19 protein-coding genes, 10 tRNA genes and 3 rRNA genes are annotated in these 23,836 nt (G+C 40.7%); 2 read left to right on the top strand and 30 right to left on the bottom strand.

Annotation, left to right across the window (positions count from 1 at the left end):
• Window positions 1-8: 8 nt before the first annotated feature.
• The 19 genes from QNH29_RS01225 to QNH29_RS01135 all read right to left on the bottom strand — a co-directional run bounded on the left by QNH29_RS01225 (window position 9) and on the right by QNH29_RS01135 (window position 11,312).
• Window positions 9-1,238: a CdaR family protein gene (locus tag QNH29_RS01225; protein WP_283863080.1), complete on the bottom strand. Its 1,230-nt coding sequence runs from the start codon at window positions 1,236-1,238 to the stop codon at window positions 9-11.
• Complete coding sequence (gene cdaA / locus QNH29_RS01220; RefSeq protein ID WP_283863079.1) at window positions 1,231-2,064, bottom strand: diadenylate cyclase CdaA; 834 nt, start codon at window positions 2,062-2,064, stop codon at window positions 1,231-1,233. Before cdaA ends, QNH29_RS01225 begins: the two co-directional genes overlap by 8 nt.
• Before the next feature lie 132 nt (window positions 2,065-2,196).
• Complete coding sequence (locus tag QNH29_RS01215; RefSeq protein ID WP_283863078.1) at window positions 2,197-2,820, bottom strand: anti-sigma factor family protein; 624 nt, start codon at window positions 2,818-2,820, stop codon at window positions 2,197-2,199.
• A gap of 16 nt (window positions 2,821-2,836) precedes the next feature.
• Window positions 2,837-3,400, bottom strand: coding sequence for an RNA polymerase sigma factor SigW (gene sigW, locus QNH29_RS01210; RefSeq protein ID WP_283863077.1), 564 nt, complete (start codon window positions 3,398-3,400; stop codon window positions 2,837-2,839).
• A 208-nt stretch (window positions 3,401-3,608) separates the two neighbouring features.
• Window positions 3,609-4,505, bottom strand: coding sequence for an arginase (gene rocF, locus QNH29_RS01205; RefSeq protein WP_283863076.1), 897 nt, complete (start codon window positions 4,503-4,505; stop codon window positions 3,609-3,611).
• Between the two features lie 237 nt (window positions 4,506-4,742).
• Window positions 4,743-4,818: transfer RNA gene (locus QNH29_RS01200), tRNA-Ala, on the bottom strand.
• Between the two features lie 3 nt (window positions 4,819-4,821).
• Window positions 4,822-4,897, bottom strand: a tRNA-Gly gene (locus QNH29_RS01195).
• 59 nt (window positions 4,898-4,956) lie between these two features.
• Window positions 4,957-5,029: transfer RNA gene (locus tag QNH29_RS01190), tRNA-Lys, on the bottom strand.
• Window position 5,030: 1 nt separating this feature from the next.
• Window positions 5,031-5,105, bottom strand: a tRNA-Gln gene (locus QNH29_RS01185).
• A gap of 48 nt (window positions 5,106-5,153) precedes the next feature.
• Window positions 5,154-5,238: transfer RNA gene (locus QNH29_RS01180), tRNA-Tyr, on the bottom strand.
• Between the two features lie 32 nt (window positions 5,239-5,270).
• Window positions 5,271-5,346, bottom strand: a tRNA-Thr gene (locus QNH29_RS01175).
• A 38-nt stretch (window positions 5,347-5,384) separates the two neighbouring features.
• Window positions 5,385-5,460: transfer RNA gene (locus QNH29_RS01170), tRNA-Val, on the bottom strand.
• Between the two features lie 35 nt (window positions 5,461-5,495).
• Window positions 5,496-5,570, bottom strand: a tRNA-Glu gene (locus QNH29_RS01165).
• 20 nt (window positions 5,571-5,590) lie between these two features.
• Window positions 5,591-5,663 (bottom strand) — tRNA-Thr (locus QNH29_RS01160).
• Window positions 5,664-5,689: 26 nt separating this feature from the next.
• Window positions 5,690-5,764: transfer RNA gene (locus tag QNH29_RS01155), tRNA-Asn, on the bottom strand.
• A gap of 10 nt (window positions 5,765-5,774) precedes the next feature.
• A 5S ribosomal RNA gene (gene rrf, locus QNH29_RS01150) occupies window positions 5,775-5,890 on the bottom strand.
• Window positions 5,891-6,021: 131 nt separating this feature from the next.
• A 23S ribosomal RNA gene (locus QNH29_RS01145) occupies window positions 6,022-8,956 on the bottom strand.
• Window positions 8,957-9,257: 301 nt separating this feature from the next.
• A 16S ribosomal RNA gene (locus tag QNH29_RS01140) occupies window positions 9,258-10,807 on the bottom strand.
• Together the 16S, 23S and 5S rRNA genes with 10 tRNA genes alongside form the textbook arrangement of a ribosomal RNA operon.
• 274 nt (window positions 10,808-11,081) lie before the next feature.
• A complete protein-coding gene (locus QNH29_RS01135; protein ID WP_283863075.1) occupies window positions 11,082-11,312 on the bottom strand; it encodes a hypothetical protein in 231 nt (76 codons plus the stop codon).
• A 140-nt stretch (window positions 11,313-11,452) separates the two neighbouring features.
• On the opposite strand from QNH29_RS01135, the gene pdaB reads away from it, so the two are divergent.
• A complete protein-coding gene (gene pdaB / locus QNH29_RS01130; RefSeq protein WP_283863074.1) occupies window positions 11,453-12,205 on the top strand; it encodes a polysaccharide deacetylase family sporulation protein PdaB in 753 nt (250 codons plus the stop codon).
• A 25-nt stretch (window positions 12,206-12,230) separates the two neighbouring features.
• Here the strand turns inward: pdaB and QNH29_RS01125 are convergent, their stop codons facing one another.
• Window positions 12,231-12,911: a KinB-signaling pathway activation protein gene (locus tag QNH29_RS01125; protein ID WP_283863073.1), complete on the bottom strand. Its 681-nt coding sequence runs from the start codon at window positions 12,909-12,911 to the stop codon at window positions 12,231-12,233.
• Window positions 12,912-13,063: 152 nt separating this feature from the next.
• On the opposite strand from QNH29_RS01125, the gene gerD reads away from it, so the two are divergent.
• Window positions 13,064-13,630, top strand: a complete 567-nt coding sequence (gerD, locus tag QNH29_RS01120; protein WP_283863072.1) for a spore germination lipoprotein GerD — start codon at window positions 13,064-13,066, stop codon at window positions 13,628-13,630.
• 47 nt (window positions 13,631-13,677) lie between these two features.
• On the opposite strand, the gene QNH29_RS01115 is transcribed toward gerD, so the two are convergent.
• The 10 genes from QNH29_RS01115 to QNH29_RS01070 all read right to left on the bottom strand — a co-directional run bounded on the left by QNH29_RS01115 (window position 13,678) and on the right by QNH29_RS01070 (window position 23,760).
• Window positions 13,678-14,733, bottom strand: coding sequence for an Mrp/NBP35 family ATP-binding protein (locus QNH29_RS01115; RefSeq protein ID WP_283863071.1), 1,056 nt, complete (start codon window positions 14,731-14,733; stop codon window positions 13,678-13,680).
• Between the two features lie 123 nt (window positions 14,734-14,856).
• Window positions 14,857-15,585 (bottom strand): N-acetylmuramoyl-L-alanine amidase CwlD, encoded by a 729-nt coding sequence (cwlD, locus tag QNH29_RS01110; RefSeq protein WP_283863070.1) that lies wholly within the window; start codon window positions 15,583-15,585, stop codon window positions 14,857-14,859.
• Between the two features lie 126 nt (window positions 15,586-15,711).
• Complete coding sequence (locus tag QNH29_RS01105) at window positions 15,712-16,155, bottom strand: YbaK family protein (protein WP_034676180.1); 444 nt, start codon at window positions 16,153-16,155, stop codon at window positions 15,712-15,714.
• Between the two features lie 188 nt (window positions 16,156-16,343).
• Complete coding sequence (locus QNH29_RS01100; RefSeq protein ID WP_283863069.1) at window positions 16,344-17,801, bottom strand: glycosyltransferase family 39 protein; 1,458 nt, start codon at window positions 17,799-17,801, stop codon at window positions 16,344-16,346.
• A 71-nt stretch (window positions 17,802-17,872) separates the two neighbouring features.
• Window positions 17,873-18,802: an FTR1 family iron permease gene (locus tag QNH29_RS01095; RefSeq protein WP_283863068.1), complete on the bottom strand. Its 930-nt coding sequence runs from the start codon at window positions 18,800-18,802 to the stop codon at window positions 17,873-17,875.
• A 30-nt stretch (window positions 18,803-18,832) separates the two neighbouring features.
• Window positions 18,833-19,594 (bottom strand): hypothetical protein, encoded by a 762-nt coding sequence (locus tag QNH29_RS01090; RefSeq protein WP_283863067.1) that lies wholly within the window; start codon window positions 19,592-19,594, stop codon window positions 18,833-18,835.
• A gap of 67 nt (window positions 19,595-19,661) precedes the next feature.
• A complete protein-coding gene (locus QNH29_RS01085; protein WP_283865509.1) occupies window positions 19,662-20,435 on the bottom strand; it encodes a glycosyltransferase family 2 protein in 774 nt (257 codons plus the stop codon).
• Entirely contained in the window at window positions 20,428-21,897 is a 1,470-nt protein-coding gene (locus tag QNH29_RS01080) for an alkaline phosphatase family protein (RefSeq protein WP_283863066.1), read from the bottom strand. Before QNH29_RS01080 ends, QNH29_RS01085 begins: the two co-directional genes overlap by 8 nt.
• Window positions 21,894-22,829, bottom strand: coding sequence for a lysylphosphatidylglycerol synthase transmembrane domain-containing protein (locus QNH29_RS01075; RefSeq protein ID WP_283865508.1), 936 nt, complete (start codon window positions 22,827-22,829; stop codon window positions 21,894-21,896). Before QNH29_RS01075 ends, QNH29_RS01080 begins: the two co-directional genes overlap by 4 nt.
• On the bottom strand, window positions 22,813-23,760 hold the full coding sequence (locus tag QNH29_RS01070; protein WP_283863065.1) for an NAD-dependent epimerase/dehydratase family protein: 948 nt from the start codon (window positions 23,758-23,760) through the stop codon (window positions 22,813-22,815). The genes QNH29_RS01075 and QNH29_RS01070 overlap by 17 nt, the downstream gene beginning before the upstream one ends.
• Between the last annotated feature and the right edge of the window lie 76 nt (window positions 23,761-23,836).

Here is a 23,836-nt window from a genome sequence, read left to right as displayed (position 1 = left end):
GCTGTGTTTTATGCGTTGTCTTTTGTTATAGTAATATTTGCTGATGATTTGTCAGGTCTCCAATTTACATTTGGCGGTCCATCCACTTGAATCGGAACAGTATGGTCACCTTCTGTAAATCCGGTTAAATCAACGAAAATATCGAAGTTGTTTGGACCAAGCCCTGAAGCTGCAGCGCCAGGTCCAAAAACTAATAAATTTATTAATTGATTAGAAGGGTCGTTAATAACCGCTTCATATTGGTCGGACAATCCCTTAATATTTATTGGGATACCTGATACAGTCGTTTCTTCCTCTTTTGTAACCACAACGGTCACCTCTACTGTTTCAGGGGTTACTTTAGTTATCCCATTCGAGATAATCACCGGCAGCGTAATCGTCGTATTATCACTTATCTTACTTACATCAACTTCGACACGGACATTGTCAGTATCTTTTAGTACATCCTCTCCACCAGAAATCACTGCTTCATTTACATTCAAGTCAATCGATTCAATCGTGATTCCGGCTGGTGGTGTTCCCTTTTCAATAATGTTAATAGGAACTGTTTTATCATTTCTTTTTATCGGTATAGTGACCTCGACTGTTGCCGGTTCAACCACCACATTTAGTTTATTTAAGTCCTTATCAAGCACCTGTACCTGTGCCTCTTTTGAGACTGTACTATCAAGGAGATCTCTGCCTTCAAGTGCTGCTTTCACATATGTAATTCTATCAATTACATCTTTCGCACCTGTTATTTTTACTTTCTTTGGCTTAACTACAGGTTGTCCGGCTGAATAACCATTTTTAATAAATTCACTATTAAATTCTGCCTCAACGGTAAACTCGGTCGTTACCTTCTCTTGAATGGATACCATTAAAGTACTAGGTTCAATTGTTGCTTTTAACTTATCGGATAACCCGCTCACTTCAAATTTCACCTTTTGATTACCAATTTTAGCATTGGTTAAATCAACAAAAATCTCAAAGTTTTTTAAGGCCTTTGCCGACTGAACATGAGGCATTGGACCCTCAATTGTTACTTCTACCGTCTCTGGTATTCCCGAAACTACAAGGTTTTCTGTATCATAATAAGCTTTTACGGGAATATCAGCTAAGGTTTCTGTGGTATTTTCACCTGGAACATTTATTTCTGTGGTTTTGCCGCCAGAATTCGGGACCGCAGAATAAAGTAATACAGCCATTAATAAAGCTAGTATTTTAATAAACCAGGGATTATCCATCAGTTTATCCATTATTTTTCCCCCTCCAGTTCCAACGAGCTGAAGAAGCCGGTTTTACCTTCGTACTTGTAATAACTAAATCGTGAGAAACAAGTTCTTTAAATGCATCTAATGTTAAATTTCGATGAAGCTCCCCATTTTTGGTTAAAGAAATATTTCCGGTTTCTTCAGAAACAACTATGGTAATACTGTCTGTGACTTCACTTATTCCTAAGGCAGCCCGGTGTCTTGTACCTAGCTCCTTTGAGATAAATGGGCTTTCCGATAAAGGAAGATAACAGGCAGCGGCGGCTACATTATTTTTTTGGATAATGACAGCCCCATCATGAAGCGGTGTATTTGGAATAAAAATATTTATGAGTAATTCGGAAGAAATTTTCGCATCTAATGGGATCCCCGTTTCTATGTAATCACTCATCCCCGTTTCCCTCTCAATGGAAATCAAGGCACCGATACGCCGTTTTGCCATATAGTCCGTCGCTTTAACAATGGCATCCACCATTTTCTCCTGCTCTTCATCATCTGGTCCATTGCTTCTTGAAAAAAACCGCCCTCTGCCTAATTGTTCTAGGGCTCTCCGAAGTTCAGGCTGAAAGATAATGATAATCGCTAGGAATCCCCAATCAATCGCCTGCTGCGTTAACCAGCTCAGCGTATTTAACCCAAAAAACTCACTAACAACTCTTATAAGGAGGATAACCACAATCCCTTTTAATAATTGTACAGCTTTGGTTCCTTTGATTAGGTTTAACAGTTTATAAATGACCCACGAAACAAGGAGAATATCAACAATACTAGCTAAATACTTCCATATAGTAAAATCCTCAAAAAACGGCATTGTTTTTCCTCCGTAAATTTGTCTAACTTATAACCCATTTATTATACCATAATTTAAACATGTACTTATTATTAAACATTCTTATCATTATCATTAAAAAAGAAATCACTCACTAGGAGTGACTTCTTACTTTTACTCTTCACCTTTATTAAAAATATCGATTACCTCAAAAGCAATCCTTTTCATATGATACCAGATCCAATCGAAGACTTCATTAACCTCTTCTATTTGCCCTGTTACATGGCCAGCAGAAGCTAAATACTGTTCACCATTAATTACTGTGACATCGCCTTGTACTTCTCCTTCAATTCGAAGCTCGCCGTTTCGGACGATGACATCACCTTTGACCACTTCTCCTTCAGGGACAATTACAGTACCGTTCTGAACAACTAAATTTTCTTGTTTGGAAACAGAAAATTCTCGATCTTGATTCCAAGTTGAAAATAAGCTTCCTGTCATAAGGATTAAAAATAAGGATGCAGCAGCAATTAATGGGTGATTTCGCATCCACCTTTGCAAGCTGACTTTCTTCTTTTCTTTTGGAAGACTTGCCATCACCTTCGCAGTAAAATCAGGCGGTGCCTGCATTCTAGAAGTTCCTTTTACAACCGCAATAGTCTTCTTATACTCATTGAACAGTGTCTCACAGTCCTTGCAGCTTTTGAGGTGGTCTCTTAAAATCATCTCATTTTCTGGATCTATTTCTTCATCTAAATAATCGTGCATTAACTCAACGATTTCTTCATCACACTTCAAAGTGTTTCACCTCTTATCACACATGTCGTAATTGTTGACGTAATGCCTCACGTCCACGATGGATCCGCGTTTTGACTGTGCCTAACGGCAAATCAAGAATTTCACTTATTTCATTTAAAGACAACTCTTCAATATACTTTAAAACGATGACAGATCTATATTTTTCAGGAAGTTTTAAAATTTCCTTTTGAACAGATTCTTGTAATTCAAGACTTTCTAGCTCATTTTCAGGAAGAGGAGAATCGGATGCCAGCTGTGAATACATGGTGAGCCCGTCAGTTCCTGAAACCTCCGCATCCAAGTAGTAATCTGGCTTTTTCTTTCTGATTCTATCTATACACAAATTTGTTGCAATCCGAAATAACCAAGTTGAAAATTTTAAATCCTGATTAAATGATTTGATATTAACATATGCACGGATAAAAGCTTCCTGTGCAATATCTTCTGCTTCTTGACGATTTCCCAGCATTCGATAACCTAGCTGAAAGATACTATTACTATAAATTTCAACAATTTCTGCAAAAGCATCTTGATCGCCTTTAATTACCTGTTTAATTCTTTTTTTTATTAGGGCATCCATCTATTTTTATCAGCTCCAATACAGCTATACAATCTTACGAACCACTAGCAAAAAGGTTTCAATATAAATAATTTCTTTCTTACATACTTTTTATATTAACAAAAATTAACTATTTTGAATAAGAGGAAGCTTGGAAAGTTTTTAACTGTGGAAAGGAATAGCGGAAAAATAAAACAGCAGCTTTCAGAGAAAGCTGCCTGCATACGGATTATAGTAATTTTTCTCCGAACAAGGAACCCATTAATTCAACAGCTGCCCTTGCCGTTTTATTTTTTTCGTCTAAAATCGGATTAACTTCTACAAATTCTGCCGAAGTAATAATCCGTGCTTCTTCAAGCATTTCCATAGCCAAATGGCTCTCACGATAACTAATTCCGCCCATTACCGGTGTTCCTACACCTGGTGCGTCATTTGGATCTAATCCATCTAAATCTAGTGATAAGTGTACACCATCTGTTTTTTCTTTTAGATAGGCAATGGTTTCTTCCATAACCTTTGCCATACCTAGTCTGTCAATCTCATGCATGGTATAAACCTTAATACCCTTTTCTTTTATTAAGATTTTTTCGCCCTCATCTAAGGATCGAGCACCTATGATCACCACGTGCTCTGGTTTTACCTTTGGAGAATATCCCCCTAAATCAGTTAAGGATCGGTGGCCAATCCCTAAACTTGCTGCTAACGGCATACCATGTATGTTCCCAGAAGGCGAAGTTTCGGCTGTATTCAAATCACCATGTGCATCATACCAAATTACCCCTAAGTTGGTGTAATGCTTGGAAACACCTGCTAAAGTTCCAATCGCTATGCTATGGTCTCCACCTAAAACAAGCGGGAATGAACCAGATTGAATCACTTCATCTACCTTTTCTGCAAGCAAGGTACTTTTTTCAGCTACCAGATCTAAATTTCTTAAATTAGATTCTTTATCAATAACCACTTCAGGTCTTCCAATCGGAATGTCACCCATGTCATGAATTTCGTCAAATAGCGGTTTCAATCTCTCATTAATCCCCGCATATCGGATTGCACTAGGCCCCATATCAACTCCACGTCTCATTTGACCCAAATCCATTGGCATTCCAATTATAGATAATTTCCTCATATTCTATATTACCTCCTACCCCTTCTTAAATACTATTTTAACCGCTTTCAGTACAATGACTCAACTCGACAAAATCATGCATATATATACGGGCTAACAGCGGCAGCGGTAAGCATATTCAATTAAAGATTAAAGTAATAACTGTGAGGACAAGAATATAAAAAAGCCTTAAATCAAACTGATTTAAGGCGAAGTTTTTTATGTAGTGTGATGGTTATTTTACTTCGTAAAAAACATTGGTGGAGCCTAGCGGGATCGAACCGCTGACCTCCTGCGTGCAAAGCAGGCGCTCTCCCAGCTGAGCTAAGGCCCCAAATGGAGCGGAAGACGGGATTCGAAGTGAGCGACCCCCATCTTGGCAAGGTGGTGTTCTACCACTGAACTACTTCCGCTTTTGATTGATAAAGACCCGTAGAGATAGTAATCTCTTGGGGTCTACTGTGAAATATGATGAGCCATGAAGGACTCGAACCTTCGACCCTCTGATTAAAAGTCAGATGCTCTACCAACTGAGCTAATGGCTCTTGGCTGGGCTAGCTGGATTTGAACCAACGCATGTCGCAGTCAAAGTGCGATGCCTTACCGCTTGGCTATAGCCCAATGTTTAGTACATTTACTAGTATGTACAATAATTCATAAAAATATAAGTGGTGGAGGGGGACGGATTCGAACCGCCGAACCCGGAGGGAGCGGATTTACAGTCCGCCGCGTTTAGCCACTTCGCTACCCCTCCACTTATTAAAACTGATTTTATAGTGAAAATCATGGTGCCGGCTAGAGGACTTGAACCCCCAACCTACTGATTACAAGTCAGTTGCTCTACCAATTGAGCTAAACCGGCATAAATGGAACATTATTTTCGCTATCGCGAAAAAATGTTGGTGGAGGATGACGGGATCGAACCGCCGACCCTCTGCTTGTAAGGCAGATGCTCTCCCAGCTGAGCTAATCCTCCAATTTAAAAGCCTTTATTATATTAACGTGATAAAGTGGTGACCCCTACGGGATTCGAACCCGTGTTACCGCCGTGAAAGGGCGGTGTCTTAACCGCTTGACCAAGGGGCCGTATGTTTGTTAAAAAGGTAAGCTTCCAAGCGGGCTCGAACCGCTGACCTCTTCCTTACCATGGAAGTGCTCTACCTACTGAGCTATGGAAGCATAGCCAATATTCATTAAAATAAAAATGGCTCCGCAGGTAGGACTCGAACCTACGACCGATCGGTTAACAGCCGATAGCTCTACCACTGAGCTACTGCGGAACATTATAAAGCCTGGCAACGTCCTACTCTCACAGGGACAAAGTCCCAACTACCATCGGCGCTGAGAAGCTTAACTTCCGTGTTCGGTATGGGAACGGGTGTGACCTTCTCGCCATTATTACCAGACTTATTTTCTCAAAGACAATCTCTATTGTACTGTCTTTCAGACAAAAAATCAAGAGGTTTTTTTAAAAAAATTCATTCCCTCAAAACTAGATAATTTCAGAAGAAGTTTGTAAAACGAGTTCACCTTAATATTGGTTAAGTCCTCGAACGATTAGTATCAGTCAGCTCCACACGTTACCGCGCTTCCACCTCTGACCTATCAACCTGATCATCTTTCAGGGTTCTTACTAGCTTGACGCTATGGGAAATCTCATCTTGAGGGGGGCTTCATGCTTAGATGCTTTCAGCACTTATCCCGTCCGCACATAGCTACCCAGCGATGCCTTTGGCAAGACAACTGGTACACCAGCGGTGCGTCCATCCCGGTCCTCTCGTACTAAGGACAGCTCCTCTCAAATTTCCTGCGCCCACGACGGATAGGGACCGAACTGTCTCACGACGTTCTGAACCCAGCTCGCGTACCGCTTTAATGGGCGAACAGCCCAACCCTTGGGACCGACTACAGCCCCAGGATGCGATGAGCCGACATCGAGGTGCCAAACCTCCCCGTCGATGTGGACTCTTGGGGGAGATAAGCCTGTTATCCCCGGGGTAGCTTTTATCCGTTGAGCGATGGCCCTTCCATGCGGAACCACCGGATCACTAAGCCCGACTTTCGTCCCTGCTCGACTTGTAGGTCTCGCAGTCAAGCTCCCTTGTGCCTTTACACTCTGCGAATGATTTCCAACCATTCTGAGGGAACCTTTGGGCGCCTCCGTTACTCTTTAGGAGGCGACCGCCCCAGTCAAACTGCCCACCTGACACTGTCTCCCACCCCGATGAGGGGTGTGGGTTAGAATTTCAATACAGCCAGGGTAGTATCCCACCGACGCCTCCACCGAAGCTGGCGCTCCGGTTTCTCAGGCTCCTACCTATCCTGTACAAGCTGTACCAAAATTCAATATCAGGCTACAGTAAAGCTCCACGGGGTCTTTCCGTCCTGTCGCGGGTAACCTGCATCTTCACAGGTACTATAATTTCACCGAGTCTCTCGTTGAGACAGTGCCCAGATCGTTACGCCTTTCGTGCGGGTCGGAACTTACCCGACAAGGAATTTCGCTACCTTAGGACCGTTATAGTTACGGCCGCCGTTTACTGGGGCTTCGATTCAGAGCTTCGCTTGCGCTAACCCCTCCTCTTAACCTTCCAGCACCGGGCAGGCGTCAGCCCCTATACTTCGCCTTGCGGCTTCGCAGAGACCTGTGTTTTTGCTAAACAGTCGCCTGGGCCTATTCACTGCGGCTCTTCGAGGCTATTCACCTCAAAAAGCACCCCTTCTCCCGAAGTTACGGGGTCATTTTGCCGAGTTCCTTAACGAGAGTTCTCTCGCTCACCTTAGGATTCTCTCCTCGCCTACCTGTGTCGGTTTGCGGTACGGGCACCTTTTATCTCGCTAGAGGCTTTTCTTGGCAGTGTGGAATCAGGAACTTCGGTACTATATTTCCCTCGGCATCACAGCTCAGCCTTAAGGTGAACGGATTTTCCTATTCACCAGCCTAACTGCTTACACGCACATATCCAGCAGTGCGCTTACCCTATCCTCCTGCGTCCCCCCATCACTCAAACGATAAAGAGGTGGTACAGGAATATCAACCTGTTGTCCATCGCCTACGCCTTTCGGCCTCGGCTTAGGTCCCGACTAACCCTGAGAGGACGAGCCTTCCTCAGGAAACCTTAGGCATACGGTGGATGGGATTCTCACCCATCTTTCGCTACTCATACCGGCATTCTCACTTCTAAGCGCTCCACCAGTCCTTACGGTCTAGCTTCAACGCCCTTAGAACGCTCTCCTACCACTGACACCAACGGTGTCAATCCACAGCTTCGGTGTTACGTTTAGCCCCGGTACATTTTCGGCGCAGAGTCACTCGACCAGTGAGCTATTACGCACTCTTTAAATGGTGGCTGCTTCTAAGCCAACATCCTGGTTGTCTAAGCAACTCCACATCCTTTTCCACTTAACGTAAACTTTGGGACCTTAGCTGGTGGTCTGGGCTGTTTCCCTTTTGACTACGGATCTTATCACTCGCAGTCTGACTCCCACGGATAAGTCTTTGGCATTCGGAGTTTGTCTGAATTCGGTAACCCGATGAGGGCCCCTAGTCCAAACAGTGCTCTACCTCCAAGACTCTTACAACGTGAGGCTAGCCCTAAAGCTATTTCGGAGAGAACCAGCTATCTCCAAGTTCGATTGGAATTTCTCCGCTACCCACACCTCATCCCCGCACTTTTCAACGTGCGTGGGTTCGGGCCTCCATCCAGTGTTACCTGGACTTCACCCTGGACATGGGTAGATCACCTGGTTTCGGGTCTACGACCACATACTCATTCGCCCTATTCAGACTCGCTTTCGCTGCGGCTCCGTCTCTTCAACTTAACCTTGCATGGGATCGTAACTCGCCGGTTCATTCTACAAAAGGCACGCCATCACCCATGAACGGGCTCTGACTACTTGTAGGCACACGGTTTCAGGATCTCTTTCACTCCCCTTCCGGGGTGCTTTTCACCTTTCCCTCACGGTACTGGTTCACTATCGGTCACTAGGGAGTATTTAGCCTTGGGAGATGGTCCTCCCAGCTTCCGACCGGATTTCACGTGTCCGGCCGTACTCAGGATCCACTCAGGAGGGAACGAAGTTTCAACTACAGGGTTTTTACCTTCTATGACGGACCTTTCCAGATCGCTTCATCTACCCCGTTCCTTTGTAACTCCATGTTGAGTGTCCTACAACCCCAAGAGGCAAGCCTCTTGGTTTGGGCTATGTCCCGTTTCGCTCGCCGCTACTCAGGGAATCGCGTTTGCTTTCTCTTCCTCCGGGTACTTAGATGTTTCAGTTCCCCGGGTCTGCCTTCAATACCCTATGTATTCAGGTAAAGATACTGTTCCATTACGAACAGTGGGTTCCCCCATTCGGAAATCTCCGGATCAAAGCTTACTTACAGCTCCCCGAAGCATATCGGTGTTAGTCCCGTCCTTCATCGGCTCCTAGTGCCAAGGCATCCACCGTGCGCCCTTTCTAACTTAACCTAAATGGTTATACTCTTAATTTAATAAGAGAGAAAAACTAAAATGGCGATTCTCGGTTTTACTTTGACTTCTTCTTACGATTATCTAGTTTTCAAAGAACGAGGCTGCTGACTTCAATCACTTCATGACTGACATCAGAGCTAAGCTTCATGCTGCCTTGCGACGAGCTGAGGGATAACTTCCTCGAACTACTGCGGCGCAGGAGCAAAAAAATAAGCTTTGAGAGAATTGCTCCCTCAAAACTAAACAAACAAGTAACGGTCAACTTCTTATCAGTCCACAAGGACTGCATTATCCTTAGAAAGGAGGTGATCCAGCCGCACCTTCCGATACGGCTACCTTGTTACGACTTCACCCCAATCATCTGTCCCACCTTAGGCGGCTGGCTCCTTACGGTTACCCCACCGACTTCGGGTGTTACAAACTCTCGTGGTGTGACGGGCGGTGTGTACAAGGCCCGGGAACGTATTCACCGCGGCATGCTGATCCGCGATTACTAGCGATTCCGGCTTCATGCAGGCGAGTTGCAGCCTGCAATCCGAACTGAGAATGGTTTTATGGGATTGGCTAAACCTCGCGGTCTTGCAGCCCTTTGTACCATCCATTGTAGCACGTGTGTAGCCCAGGTCATAAGGGGCATGATGATTTGACGTCATCCCCACCTTCCTCCGGTTTGTCACCGGCAGTCACCTTAGAGTGCCCAACTGAATGCTGGCAACTAAGATCAAGGGTTGCGCTCGTTGCGGGACTTAACCCAACATCTCACGACACGAGCTGACGACAACCATGCACCACCTGTCACTCTGTCCCCCGAAGGGGAAAGTCCTATCTCTAGGAGTGTCAGAGGATGTCAAGACCTGGTAAGGTTCTTCGCGTTGCTTCGAATTAAACCACATGCTCCACCGCTTGTGCGGGCCCCCGTCAATTCCTTTGAGTTTCAGCCTTGCGGCCGTACTCCCCAGGCGGAGTGCTTAATGCGTTAGCTGCAGCACTAAAGGGCGGAAACCCTCTAACACTTAGCACTCATCGTTTACGGCGTGGACTACCAGGGTATCTAATCCTGTTTGCTCCCCACGCTTTCGCGCCTCAGCGTCAGTTACAGACCAGAAAGCCGCCTTCGCCACTGGTGTTCCTCCACATCTCTACGCATTTCACCGCTACACGTGGAATTCCGCTTTCCTCTTCTGTACTCAAGTCCCCCAGTTTCCAATGACCCTCCACGGTTGAGCCGTGGGCTTTCACATCAGACTTAAAGGACCGCCTGCGCGCGCTTTACGCCCAATAATTCCGGACAACGCTTGCCACCTACGTATTACCGCGGCTGCTGGCACGTAGTTAGCCGTGGCTTTCTGGTTAGGTACCGTCAAGGTACCGGCAGTTACTCCGGTACTTGTTCTTCCCTAACAACAGAGCTTTACGACCCGAAGGCCTTCATCGCTCACGCGGCGTTGCTCCGTCAGACTTTCGTCCATTGCGGAAGATTCCCTACTGCTGCCTCCCGTAGGAGTCTGGGCCGTGTCTCAGTCCCAGTGTGGCCGATCACCCTCTCAGGTCGGCTACGCATCGTCGCCTTGGTGAGCCGTTACCTCACCAACTAGCTAATGCGCCGCGGGCCCATCTGTAAGTGTCAGCGTAAACCGACTTTCAGCTTTTCCTCATGAGAGGAAAAGGATTATCCGGTATTAGCTCCGGTTTCCCGAAGTTATCCCAGTCTTACAGGCAGGTTGCCCACGTGTTACTCACCCGTCCGCCGCTAACCAAGAGGTGCAAGCACCTCAAGATTCGCTCGACTTGCATGTATTAGGCACGCCGCCAGCGTTCGTCCTGAGCCAGGATCAAACTCTCCAAGAAAGTTGATTAGCTCAAAAATGTTACGTTGGCTTAGCTTTTATAAAAAGCTAAAAAATTGTTTGTTGACGTTCTTGTTTGTTTAGTTTTCAAAGAGCAAAATCACATATCACCCAAAAGCGACTTTATTAATTTATCACAGCTAACTTATTAAGTCAATAACTTTTTTTAAGTTATTTATTTACGTCAGCGGCGACGTTTATTAATATACCAACATATGATTCAAAAGTCAACACACTATATTAAAATTTATTCTCTATTTTTTTAAGTAAGATATTTACCCTTTCTTTCTGCTTTTATTATCTCTTCTCATGTACTTCATACATTCATTTGGCGAGGCTACTCTTTTAAATAGGGTAAACAAAATCTTATATCGCTCTTCCATTGCGCGCTTTACTATATGGTCAATACGATCATCTTTTAAATCAAATAATATTTCATCCATCTCACGCTTTATCAAATATTCCATTTCTTTTACTTCTTTTTCATTTATGAGAAGCCCAAACATGCAATCACCCTTTATGAATTATGTAGTTATAGTAGTCTTTTCCAAATTAGTAAAATTTATAATTATTTTTTTCCTAATCATATTAATTTAAAAATACGCATAGGTATGAGACAAGGATAGCAATGGACGAGGTGGTATATATGAAATTCTTTTTTGTGTTAAATGGCAGATCTGTAAAACAAATTCTTTTGGTAGTAATCGCAGCTTTTTTTACCGCATTGTTTTTATTTATGGGAAATCTTTCTCTATCTCCAGTTTTTTCAACAAAGGATGGTCCTAAAGCTGTCTATCGCGGGGAAAAGGATATAGCACTTACCTTTAATATCGGCTGGGGCGATGAAAAAGCAGAGCCCATCCTGGACGTACTAATAAAGGAAAATGTCAAAGCAGCAACCTTCTTTTTAGCGGGTTCATGGGCTGAGCGACACCCGGATATTGTCAGCCGGATTGTCAAGGAAGGGTATGAAATTGGGATTCTTGGTTATGCATATGAAGACTATTCAGAGATAGAAGATGTGAAGATTGGAAAAGATATTTCAAATGCAAAGGAGGCCTTTAGAAAGTTAAATATAAAAGATATTAAGCTTCTCCGGGCTCCAACTGGGCATTTTGATCAACGCTCATTAAAAATAGCAGAACGATATGGGTACACCATGGTACATTGGAGTGTAGATTCAAAGGATTGGACCAATCCTGGAGTATTGCAAATTCAAGAAAATCTCAAAAAGGCTGATAAAGGAGACATTATACTTCTTCATGCATCTGACTCTGCTAAACAAACAGCAAATGCTTTACCTGGAATTATCCAGGAATTGCAGCGTAAAGGCCTAAAACTCGTAACGGTCTCACAACTAATTGCTAATGGGGTCGTAGAATCAAAAGAAATCAAATAATATAAAAAAAAACCGTCCACTATAATTACTGGACGGTTTTTTTGTTTATTTTTTTAGGAGATTTTGTAATTTTATTATTAGAGATTTGCTTACTTTGTCGGTGTTGCTGTGATTGCATGTTTAATTTATGAAGTATTAGTATCTGATATGCGTTGCAAGTTAGTAAGGAAAACAACATTAAATAAATCCAGCTTGGTTCATTTACACGTAACACTGGAAACCATTCAATTACGGTAACAACAATCATAAAAAAGAGGGCTGGTATAAATGCTTCTCCATTTGTTAGTTTTGCTTTATACCATGCAGTCGCCAATGCAGGAATTAATAACAAGGCGGCCAGCCCTATATAAGGTAAAAGGCTCTCACCTGATTTCGCAAAGGTTTCGTAACGTAAATACACAAGGTCAAATAATACAAAAAGAATTAAAACGACTTGAACTCCATTCCAAAGAGAAACCGACTTAAAAATACCTAAGCCAAAACGGTGAACAGTAAGATAGGCAAAAAAGCCCATTTGACTAACAACACTATAAAGTAAGCCCCATAAAATAAACCAAAATAGGGCGGATAATATATTGATGATTCGAAAATCGGTAAAAAAGTGCACATATTCATTCCAATTGATAACAAAACCTACAATTGCTGATGTAATTCCGCCAATTAATAGCGTAGTCATAAACAGCTTAACCCAAATACGACTCGTCACACAATTATCCTCCAATAACAAAAAATAAATATCATACTGATTGTACCAATCCACTTGTAAAAAATCCATCTTTTCCATTTTCCGCACGCATAATCTAGAGCGCTTTTCTTCATCCTAAAAATTAAGGACTATTATGTGAAAGGAGCTTTTATATGAAAGGTAATAAGCTTGTGCTCCCCTTACTACTCACTATGCTTCTGTCTAGTTGTGCTTCTCCTGAGGCTAGCGGTGGAGAACAAATAGATTATGAAGCAACAAAGAAAATGGTTGTTGATATACTTAAAACAGATGATGGTAAGAAAGCACTTCAAGAGGTTATGTCTGATGAAAAGATGAAAGAAACGTTAGTAATGGACCAAAAAGTGGTGTCTGATACCATACAACAAACCCTAACCACTGAGGCCGGGATTGAAATATGGAAAAAGACATTCAGCGATCCCAAATTTGCACAAGGCGTAGCAAAAAACATGAGAACCGAGAATGAAAAACTCCTAAAGGATTTAATGAAGGATCCTGAGTATAGAGCCATGATGATAGAAGTTTTTAAAGAACCTGAAATTCAAAAGGAAATGGCAGATGCGTTAAAAAGTAAAGAATATCGAGAACATCTCCAAACCGTTATCTCTGAAACACTTGAAAGCCCACTTTTTAAGGTAAAAATGCAGGAATTACTGTTAAAGGCCGCTGAAGAAACACAGAAAGCCGAAGAGAAAAAATAAATAGCTGGTAAATAAAATGCCTCTTCCGCTTTGGAAGAGGCATTCTTTTATTTATTCAAACGGCTGGTCATTTTTTCGGCAATTTCTAAATAAATTTTTCCTAATTTATGGTCTTCTTGATAGATGGAGGGTGCAAAATCATCGTCATTCCAGTCAGGTTGATTTAGAGGTAAACGGCCAAGTACTTCTGTGTTCAAGTCTTCGGCTAATTTATCACCGCCGCCTTTACCGAATACATATTCTTTTTCACCTGTCAGCTTACTTTCAAAGTATGACATATTTTCAATGACACCCAAAATTTCATGGTCCGTTCGCAATGCCATTGCACCAGCACGTGCCGCAACAAATGCTGCAGTTGGATGTGGGGTAGTTACGATTACTTCTTTACATGCTGGAAGCATAGTATGAACGTCTAATGCCACATCACCTGTACCAGGAGGAAGATCTAAAAGTAAATACTCAATTTCTCCCCATTCGACTTCATTAAAAAAGCTATTTAACATTTTCCCCAACATCGGACCGCGCCAGATGATTGGCGAATTATCCTCTACAAAGAAGCCCATTGAAATCACTTTCACACCAAAACGCTCAACTGGAAGTATTTTTTCTCCTCTTACAACTGGTCTTTTTGTAATTCCCATCATATCCGGGACACTAAATCCATAAATATCTGCGTCAATTAACCCGACTTTTTTACCTAGTCGCGCAAGTGCCACGGCAAGGTTAACGGAAACAGTGGATTTGCCTACCCCGCCTTTACCACTTGCAATGGCAATAAATGTTGTTTTATTAGAAGAAAGTAAACCCTTGTCTTCCGTTTCCGCCGCAGCAGAACGGTGTTCCGCTAATACTGATTCTGGCAGCTCACTAAAACGGATTCCAACTGTCTGGGCTCCAGCTTCTTTTAGCAAGTTGACTACTTGTGTTTGCAGCTGTAATTGTTCAGCAGTGCCAGTTTTAGCAATCTGCAATTTTACGCTGACATGGTTTTTCTCTTCTTTAATTTTTATTTCTTCAATCGCATTTAATTCGTCTAGCGTTTTATGTAAAAATGGTTCTTTTAAGCTGCCTAGTATTTCACGGATTTTTACTTCTGTTAACATGTAAACAAACACCTCGCCTTATGAATTCGTTTCCAGTTTTCAGTATACCATATTATTTTCTAGAAACAGTTAAATGAATCACATCCATTATTATTCCAAAAAAAAGAAGGTGATTGAACACCTTTATTCATCTTCTATCTTTAATTCCTTTTCATTCGTAAAATAACGAAGGACACCTTGATAAATCGAGGCTGCTACTTTCTCTTGGTAGGCATCCTTTTTTAATTGCTCTCTTTCATTCGGATTTGAAAGGAAGCCTACTTCTACTAATACCCCAGGTTTTTTAGCATTTTTTAAAATATAAACAGAATTAATGGGCTTCGCTTTTCTGGTCGTATTTTCTAAATTTACAATCAGCTCATCTTGTATGAACTTTGCAGCTTTGGCATTTTCTTTGAAATGAGGCGCATAAAATGTTTGCGCTCCACTCCATCTTGAGGATGGAATGGCGTTTAAATGAATGCTGACAAAAAAATCATTATCTGAGTTGTTGATCATTTTTAAACGCTTTTTTAAATCTTCCACTTTTCTTCTACTGTATCCTTTTGTTCCTTCATCCGCTAAATCTTTATCTGTTTCACGGGTCATGACCACTAAGGCTCCCTGTTCTTGTAAATAGTCTCTGACTTTTAATGAAATATTCAAAGCAATGTCTTTTTCTAGCACCTTGGAATTTCCTGCTCCCCCATCTGGACCGCCATGGCCAGGGTCAATTAGGATGATTTTGCCTGATAGCGGAAGATTCCAAGAATCGCCCCACGTATTTTCTTTAACAAAATCATATTGTAAAATCAGAAATAAAAGAATTAAACCAACAGAAAACCCAATGACCTTTAATCTTTTCTTTGACACCCAAATCATTCCTTCCCGCTCGTCCCTGTTCATTTAACTATATGGGACAAGGAACCTGTTTAGAACAGGAAGAAATTCGAAACACCAGGATTAATCCTAATCCTGGTGTTTTCATCAAACGATCCTTTAGTGTAATCGCAGTTTTCGGCGTCTTTGCGCTTTTTCATAGCCTTCTTTCCACCAAGTATCGATATATCCCTCGCAGGAATAATAAAGAGTTTCGCTCATAGTTCCTTCTTCGCCATTTCCCCAATAAAGGAGGAAGTTATAGAGTGTATCAATTAAATGCTTCTCTTCTCTATAACAACGTTTTCGTACATCATCTATATTTTCACCATAATACCCAAATTTACTAAATTTAGCTCCTAATAAGTAGGCCTCTAATGCTACATCATAACAAGCCTCTTCAATACCTGTATTCATGATAAACGTTGACGCAATTCTAGATGAGCCAAAATATTGCTGCACCCGTTCTTTTAACATTTTAACAGACAAGTCCTTTAAAACGGACCGTTCGTATTTTATTTGTTTATCGCGACGCTTTTCTTTAAAGGTTGTAATGACAGTCACTCGTTTTTCACCTCTTATGACTATTCTTCATCCCTTGGGCAGAAGAAATACAAACTCCAAAGCGTTTTCAATTGCCAATTTTTATCGTATGGGGTCCTCTTTTTTCAAATATAATTAAAAACGTGCTTTCACCTGCAGCTTTTGGCCAATTAGTGCCCGACAAACTGAATAAAATCCCATGGGTTGGATCATTGAATCCATTGATACAAAGTAATCTCATGATAAACAGGGTCATAAATAGGATTGGATTGAAAGGTTTTTACCTTTTTGATTTTTCCAGAAAGATCGATACCTTGATTGGAAAAACCTTCAATAACTTTACTCGTTAAATATATTTTTTTGTTTTTATAATAACTCATTTCGTGTAAGAAAACCTCATATGTCAAAATCCTTTTATGGGGAACAGGAGTGTCGAGATATTGCAAAACCCTTGTTTCTTCCCATGTATACAGCATCGAGTTTTTATCCATTGTTTTTGTGTATTCAGCCAATTGATAGCTTGCAGGTTGCTCTGAAGCTTGCTCGTTTATCATTTGAATGGATTGAATGAAATTCGACAATAGAAAGAATATGCAGATAGCACCTATCAAGGGATTGGTAAGCCTTTTTGCGATTGTAATAAACAGTATAAACAATATAAACAAGACAACAGGAACAATATGCCGGGGTTTTTCGATATTTTGTGCAAACAATGCCCAGATAAAGTAACTTGAAGCCACCAAATAAGCCAGCGAAAGTGTTTTTATACTCCACCTAAAGCGGGGTAAACCTAGAAGCCATATAACGATCAGTATGCCAGCAATAATAATCGATAGCGAAGAGAGTCCATGCCAAAACACATTGTTGAATAACAAGGTCACTACCCGGGTCCAAACAGACTTTTCACTTGTGACTGCAGTGTTTCCCCAATCATTAAAATGGCCGCTTGTGAATGCAAGGGCAAGCTTTACAAACCCTTGAATATTGCCTTCAGAAAATACCAGCCCCCCAACCCATATAAGCTGCAGCATCAAGGCAAAAACTATTTGTAAAGAGATCTGTTTCAGCGTATACTCCTTTTCACTCCACTTTTTCCAGAACAAATAAATAAGCGCAACACCGAAAGGTAAGTAAGAGAGCCGAATTCCCAGTAATATACTAAAGATTACAAGTGGAAGCCAATCACCACTCCATCCTTTTTTTTGTAAAGCTCTTTCAATACTCCAGAAAAACCACCATAACGCCGCTAAGCCCGCACCTTCAGACATAGGCTGATTAACAGTCACAAGCACATAGGAGGATGAGTAAATCATGGCTGCAATGAATATACTATATGGCTTTGAAACATACCCTCGGGCGAGCTTATAGATGGGGAAGATTGTACTAAAATAAAAAAGGATATTAAAAACAGTTAATGAAGCTGCTTGATTCTCTTCAAATTGATGAATAAATAAGCCGCCAAGAATAAAGTAAGGGTAACCTGGGAAATGCGGCTGCATTGCCATAATATCGAATCGATCAAGCGCAAGTGCATAATCAACCTGATCCCAAGTTGAAGCATAGCCATTAATATGCATTAATTGATAGATAAATAAAATGAATATGCCTGCTATACTCGTTATGACAAGTAAATTGTGATACCAATCAACATTTCTATATAACTTCATATAATCACCATCTAACAATATTATAGGAAGAAAAAAGTACAAGGAAATCCCTTGTACTTTCTTAATCACCTTTATCTTTTTTGATTGCCTGCTATTGTCTCTAACACTTTAGTCTCTTTTTTACTATTTTGTTTTACTTCGTCAGATGATCGGTGAGAAGTTAACAAATAAATACCAGCAAAATAGCCTAGATAGGCAATGACTTCTTCTATGGACGGCATCGATGAGTAACCAAACAATGCTTTCAAAAAGATTCCAATATCCCCAGACAATAGTGGTGCGTTTCCATGGTCCCGTAAATAATGTTGATAATCAATCGGATGCTCCGGCAGGAACCAAGTTAAATCGTATAGATGCGGGATAATACTTCCAATTATCTCTAAATCCTGTAATATAGAGATCGCCTGAACCAGCAGACCGGCAGCGATTAAAATGATAAACACCCCTGTAACCCTAAAAAACGTTTTAAGCGATACTTTCATCGTTCCCCTAAAGAACAGATAAGAAACAGCAATTGCAATGATAACGCCAGTTATGGCTCCCCATCCCTGCATTGCGGCACCAATATTCCCGCCTGTAATCGCAGCAAAGAAAAAGACCGTTTCAATTCCTTCTCTTAGGACAACTAAGAAAGAGTGAATAACCATTCCAACGACGTTTCCAGTTGAAATAAACTTATTCATCTTGTCTTCCGTCGTTCCTTTTAATTCTCTGCTATGTCCAGCCATCCAAAATACCATTTGCGTCAAAAGGAGAGCTGATATAATCATAATAGCTATTTTTAAATACATTTCGTTGGCCATGGCCGCAAAACCCGTGAAAACAAGCTGAAATAGCATGGCAACCCCCAGACTAGCCAATACTGCAAGTCCGGCACCCAGCCATACAAATTTTGTGTATTTCTTGTTATCCGTTCTTTTTAAGTATGTCGTGATAATACCTACAATCAGCAATGCTTCAAGAACCTCGCGAAATGTTACTAATAACGCTTGTATTTCCATAAAATTCACCTCTCCCCTATTGAAACAAACTTATTTATTGGATTTTCTTTTTCTTTTCGCCACGAAAACCACAGCTGCAATTACAGAAACAATAATAATGATTGGTATCCAATTTCGAATATTGGATGGATCTGTCCAAGCATTATTCGTTACTTTGTCTGTTTCTGTGGCACTTTCAGAAAAATGGCCAACTTCTAAACTTTTTATATCGAATTCCGTTTGAAGCGTTGATAAGATTTTTTCCTTACTTGTTTTAAAGGTATCCTGGTCGGGTTCTTTTTGGCCAACACCGAAAAGTCCAGGGTTTCCTAAAGATTCTAAAGCTTTATCAAATTCTGCTTTGATTTCTTTATCAAGGTCTGAGTCCTTTGCTACTATTTTAGGAGACAGAGCTTCATAGGTAGCCAAAGCTTTCGCCAACAATCGTTTACTCGTATCAAACTCGGAGAAATTCTTATCGATATTTTCCAAACGTCTTGCAATATTTAATACTAGAAGTTCATCTAAATTTTCAATCGTCTGTTCTTTATCTTTATCCTCTAAATTTTGCAGAATAATCTTTGATGGATCCGGTCCCATATGCATGTCTACTTCTTCTTTTACATTTTCGTAGTGTTTTCTTGCTGTAATGAAATCTGGAGGATTTTTATCTAATTCGATTAACATTTCTTTATACGCTTCAGCTAAATCCTCTTTATTGGGATCACCATATGTATAAGCATTCGCAGTTGTGGAAAACACATGGGTAAAAAGAAAAATAGCTATAAAAGCTAGATACAATCGGTTTTTCATCAACTATTCCTCCTGTCGCAAATGATAATGATTATCATTCTTTGTGTCAATGTAATTTTTACATTAATCAGCTTATTTTTGTTAATCTTTCACCCAAATCTGACTTTTCCAATTTAAAATTATCACTTGGAATATTAACTTTCTCAACCTTACGGCTCCACTCCTTCCAAATAGCTGGAAGAACCCTCGATAGATATCCTTTAAACGTAATAAAAGATGTTCCAGTTGAACGCACATTGTAGGGTATTGGTACTTCCTTTACACGAAACCCTTTTCGAACGAGGTTTAACGTTAGAACTTGCGCGTAATTGTAATCATGAATTATTTCAGCGTGCTGAAGTGCTGATCTGGTAAATGCCCTCATCCCAGATTGTCCATCATATATCCATTTCTTCAATAACACGGTCTGCAAGAAGGTAAAACAATAGTTTCCCAAACGACGATGGAGCTTCATTCCCTTTATGGTGCCTAAAAAGCGGGAACCCATTGTATAATCAGCCTCACCTTTGAAAATGGGCTGTAACAGATTAGGAATATGATCAGCCGGATATTCTCCATCGGCATCAATCATTACCCCAATGTCTGCCCCTCTTTTAAAGCATTCATGCAACCCAGCTCGAACTGCCGCACCAAGTCCCTGATTTTGCGGGAAGCTTACAATATAGTCTGCTCCTGCCCCTTTCGATACTTCGACTGTCCGATCACTGGACCCGTCATTAATAACCAAAATCTTCACTTCCACATTGTCATGAAAGTCCCTTGGTATATTAAAAATAACATTTCCGATGGACTCCTCTTCATTAAAGGCAGGTAAAAAGACAATCACTTTAAGTTTATCCATTAGCTTTCTCATCCTTCTGTTCAATGGAATCTAATAAAACCTTTCCTCTGCTGTGACTAGGAAAAGGAGCACCCAGCAAGTAGGCCAATGTTGGGGCTAATGAGACAAGACTGTGCTTTCCTTCCACTTTCTTTCCTTTTGCAATTTTTGGTCCATGTACAAAAAAAGGAACAAATCTTTCACCCTCATCTAAATGACCATGACCACCAATGCCATCTGCCTGCCCATGATCAGCACAAATGAAAAGCGTCGTATTGTGCATTTTCCCCTCTTCTGTCATCCACTCGACAAAGTCTTTAATAAGGCCGTCAGCTTCATGGATTTTTTGCAAGTATTCATCATAAAGCACACCTCGGCTGTGACCGGTCTGGTCCGTTGCAATCATTTGCACAATAAGCAAATCCGGATCTTGTTCCTTCATGATTTTCTTGGCTCGTTCCATTATAGCAGAGTCAACCTTGTCATTATGCATAACTGCTGTAAAGGTTTCAACGTCACTCCCCATCGAATCAACCAGATGGGCGCATCCAAAAAGCCTCCCTTTTTTGCCAACCTTTCTTAAGGAATCGAAGACACTCTCGACCTTAATTCCTAATTTCCAAACCATATTGGAATGGATTCCATGTTCCATCGGATATGTCCCTGTAAACATCGATGAAAAACAAACGACCGTTCTGGCAGGATAGACGGTTTCCATGTTCAAGTATTCTGTGCCGTTATCCTTCAAATAATCAAGAAACGGAGTGTTTGCCTCATAAAAACGTTCCTTGCGCATTCCGTCTATGACTATAACAATCACTTTATCGGAAATACTTTTGTCTGGCTCCGCAAAATGTTCTCTTGTATATCCACTATACATATTTGGCTTCCAATCAAATAGATTACGATGAAGAATTAATGCAAAGACAAATATAAATATGTAGAAAATAACAATGGATAGGAACTCTACCGATGTACCAAATGCAATTTTTGTAAAGATAGATTCCCAAAGAGACAATACGAGTAAAAACTTAGGAAGTTGTTCTTGGGCATTTCCACTTGTTGAATCACTATTTTTCATTACAAGCTTCCAGAAGCGGGTAAAGTTTAACCAGGATGTTCCAATCCTTAAATGATAATAAAGCGTTCCCCAAAAAAATACAGTGAAAAAGAAATATAACCCAATTGAAAAAAATAAGAGTCCAAGATTTGTATCATTCCAAATGATTAAAAAGACAACAAAAGGAACCCAGAGATAATTTCGTAAAAATAGCGGAAAATCAAAAAGATAATAAATTACTAATAATGGGATTACGTATAAAAATGATTGAAATAAAGCTGCTGCAGAATACCATTCGGTCAAAGCACCGACATGAAATAACAGCATGGTACCTATGACAAAAATAGGCGTAAAGGGTTTCCCCTCATTTAATAAATTCCAGCATCTTGCCGCAACCTTCTCAAATTTTGATGCACTTTTCATCTTCCCCTCACTCCTTTCACTCTGATCCAACTTAACATGGTGTTAAATGGAATGGGATATATGATTATAGCCATGATACCTGCAACATAGGAAAAAAAGAATTTTACTGCATGAGTAACAATGGCAATCGTATAGCCTTCTTGAATCGTAATTCCGAACAAACGTAAAGCAAAAACAAGAAAGCTTTCATAGTTGGCGATTCCACCTGGTGTTATTTGAAAAATTTGCCCTGAAACAGTTACACTGTTTGCAAAAACGGCTTCAAGAACCGACAGATCTCGATGGTATATAGTAACCGTTCCATATAGAACCGCAGCTTCCAATACCCAACTGGTGCTGACAGCAATAAGGATAATCATTCCATTTTTTCCTCTTAAACCTTTTTTTAATAATTCCACCTGCCGTTTAAAAAATGCTGGAAAAAACCGCACGACGATTACCAGAAAAAGACCTATTATAATGAATCCAATCGTAATTAGCGTTGTAGGAATCTTAAAATCAACTCCAAGTACGAAAAGACCTATCATTGTTAAGCCGATTAAGCAGAATATGTCGAGCAGCCTGAGTATAATGACAGAATGGGCCGATTCCTCACCGCCTATGTTATCCCTAGTGCTCAGGACCTTCATTCTAACCAAATCACCCGCTTTTACCGGCAATACATGATTTATAAATAAACTATATATAACTCCCAATAAACATGTTGAAAATCTTGGCCTGCCATTTAAATAGACCTTCCAAGCTATAGATTTTAAACAAAAAGAAAGGAAATATATTAAGAATATGGCAGTTAAGGTGAAGGGGGATTGAATCATCGCCTTAATTCCCTCCATAATCCATTCACCATTAAAGTACTGAACTGTCAAATAAAAAAAGACTCCTATTATGATCACGGAACAGATAAACTTTATTGTTTTAAAGGAAAGCCTCATGTTCATTCGCCCACTTTACGGTCTCGGATAGTCCCATCCGGAAGCTAACCTTCGGTCTATATCCTAAAAGTTTTTCTGCTTTGCTAATATCAGCCCAAGTTTGTACAACATCCCCAGCACGAGAATGCTCTTTCCTCATGTCTATCTCGGGAAAATACCACTTTAATTCATTTAATAAAGATAACATCGATATCGGATTCCCAGAACCAAGATTGATGACTTCGCTAAAGTTTAATTTTGTTAAAGCTAAATAAATACCGTCAATAATATCATCGATATAGGTAAAGTCCCGAACTCTATCTTCCCCAAAGAGGGTAATGGATTGTTTCTTAAGCAGTTTTTTTAAAAAGATGCCTATTGCCATGTCTGGTCGTACCCAGGGGCCATATACGGTAAAAAATCTTAATATCTTCGTATCAAATCCATATAATTGCCGGTATACATGGCAGAAGGACTCTGCAGAATATTTAGATGCAGCATACGGTGAAATCACCTCACCTGTGGCCATTTCCTCCTTCAAAGGTCCCTCTTGGTTACCATATACTGATGAGGAAGATGCAAAAATCAATTGCCCGGCATTACTTCGTCCACATGCTTCCAGCACATTGATGGTTGCTTTAATATCATAATCAACGTACTCTAATGGTTTTTCAATTGAGTATGCAACACCTGGTAAGGCTGCAAGATGGATTACAGCGTCAGGTGAAATCGACTGAAAGAAAGAAATCGTTTCTTCCCTGTTTAAAAGATCTAATGAAGTAAATTGATCACTTCTTAAAAAGCCAATAGTTTGTAATTGCTTTTTTTTTCTCTCTAAGGAATAATATGGATGCAGACAATCAATTACATATACCTCATGATTTTCTTCTAAAAGTTTTCTTGTTAAATGACTACCGATAAAACCTGCTCCACCCGTGATGATAATCTTCAACCTAACACCTCTATCTATTTAATTGGACTCTTCATTCCAATTATAGACGTTTTATTCAAAAGGAAAAACCTTGTAT

It is taken from the genome of Neobacillus sp. DY30 (assembly GCF_030123065.1).
Taxonomy (GTDB): Bacteria; Bacillota; Bacilli; order Bacillales; family Cytobacillaceae; genus Neobacillus.
Note: the sequence above shows the minus strand (reverse complement) of the source record. Positions and strands in the feature narration are given on the sequence as shown.

Bases quoted from the DNA above. Each gene is read 5' to 3' on its own strand.
- QNH29_RS01090 (WP_283863067.1), bottom strand. From the start codon at position 19,594: ATGAAAAACCGATTGTATCTAGCTTTTATAGCTATTTTTCTTTTTACC.
- QNH29_RS01100 (WP_283863069.1), bottom strand. From the start codon at position 17,801: ATGAAGTTATATAGAAATGTTGATTGGTATCACAATTTACTTGTCATA.
- sigW (WP_283863077.1), bottom strand. From the start codon at position 3,400: ATGGATGCCCTAATAAAAAAAAGAATTAAACAGGTAATTAAAGGCGAT.
- cdaA (WP_283863079.1), bottom strand. From the start codon at position 2,064: ATGCCGTTTTTTGAGGATTTTACTATATGGAAGTATTTAGCTAGTATT.
- QNH29_RS01135 (WP_283863075.1), bottom strand. From the start codon at position 11,312: ATGTTTGGGCTTCTCATAAATGAAAAAGAAGTAAAAGAAATGGAATAT.
- pdaB (WP_283863074.1), top strand. From the start codon at position 11,453: ATGAAATTCTTTTTTGTGTTAAATGGCAGATCTGTAAAACAAATTCTT.
- QNH29_RS01225 (WP_283863080.1), bottom strand. From the start codon at position 1,238: ATGGATAAACTGATGGATAATCCCTGGTTTATTAAAATACTAGCTTTA.
- gerD (WP_283863072.1), top strand. From the start codon at position 13,064: ATGAAAGGTAATAAGCTTGTGCTCCCCTTACTACTCACTATGCTTCTG.
- QNH29_RS01095 (WP_283863068.1), bottom strand. From the start codon at position 18,802: ATGGAAATACAAGCGTTATTAGTAACATTTCGCGAGGTTCTTGAAGCA.
- QNH29_RS01085 (WP_283865509.1), bottom strand. From the start codon at position 20,435: ATGGATAAACTTAAAGTGATTGTCTTTTTACCTGCCTTTAATGAAGAG.
- rocF (WP_283863076.1), bottom strand. From the start codon at position 4,505: ATGAGGAAATTATCTATAATTGGAATGCCAATGGATTTGGGTCAAATG.
- QNH29_RS01115 (WP_283863071.1), bottom strand. From the start codon at position 14,733: ATGTTAACAGAAGTAAAAATCCGTGAAATACTAGGCAGCTTAAAAGAA.
- QNH29_RS01075 (WP_283865508.1), bottom strand. From the start codon at position 22,829: ATGAGGCTTTCCTTTAAAACAATAAAGTTTATCTGTTCCGTGATCATA.
- QNH29_RS01080 (WP_283863066.1), bottom strand. From the start codon at position 21,897: ATGAAAAGTGCATCAAAATTTGAGAAGGTTGCGGCAAGATGCTGGAAT.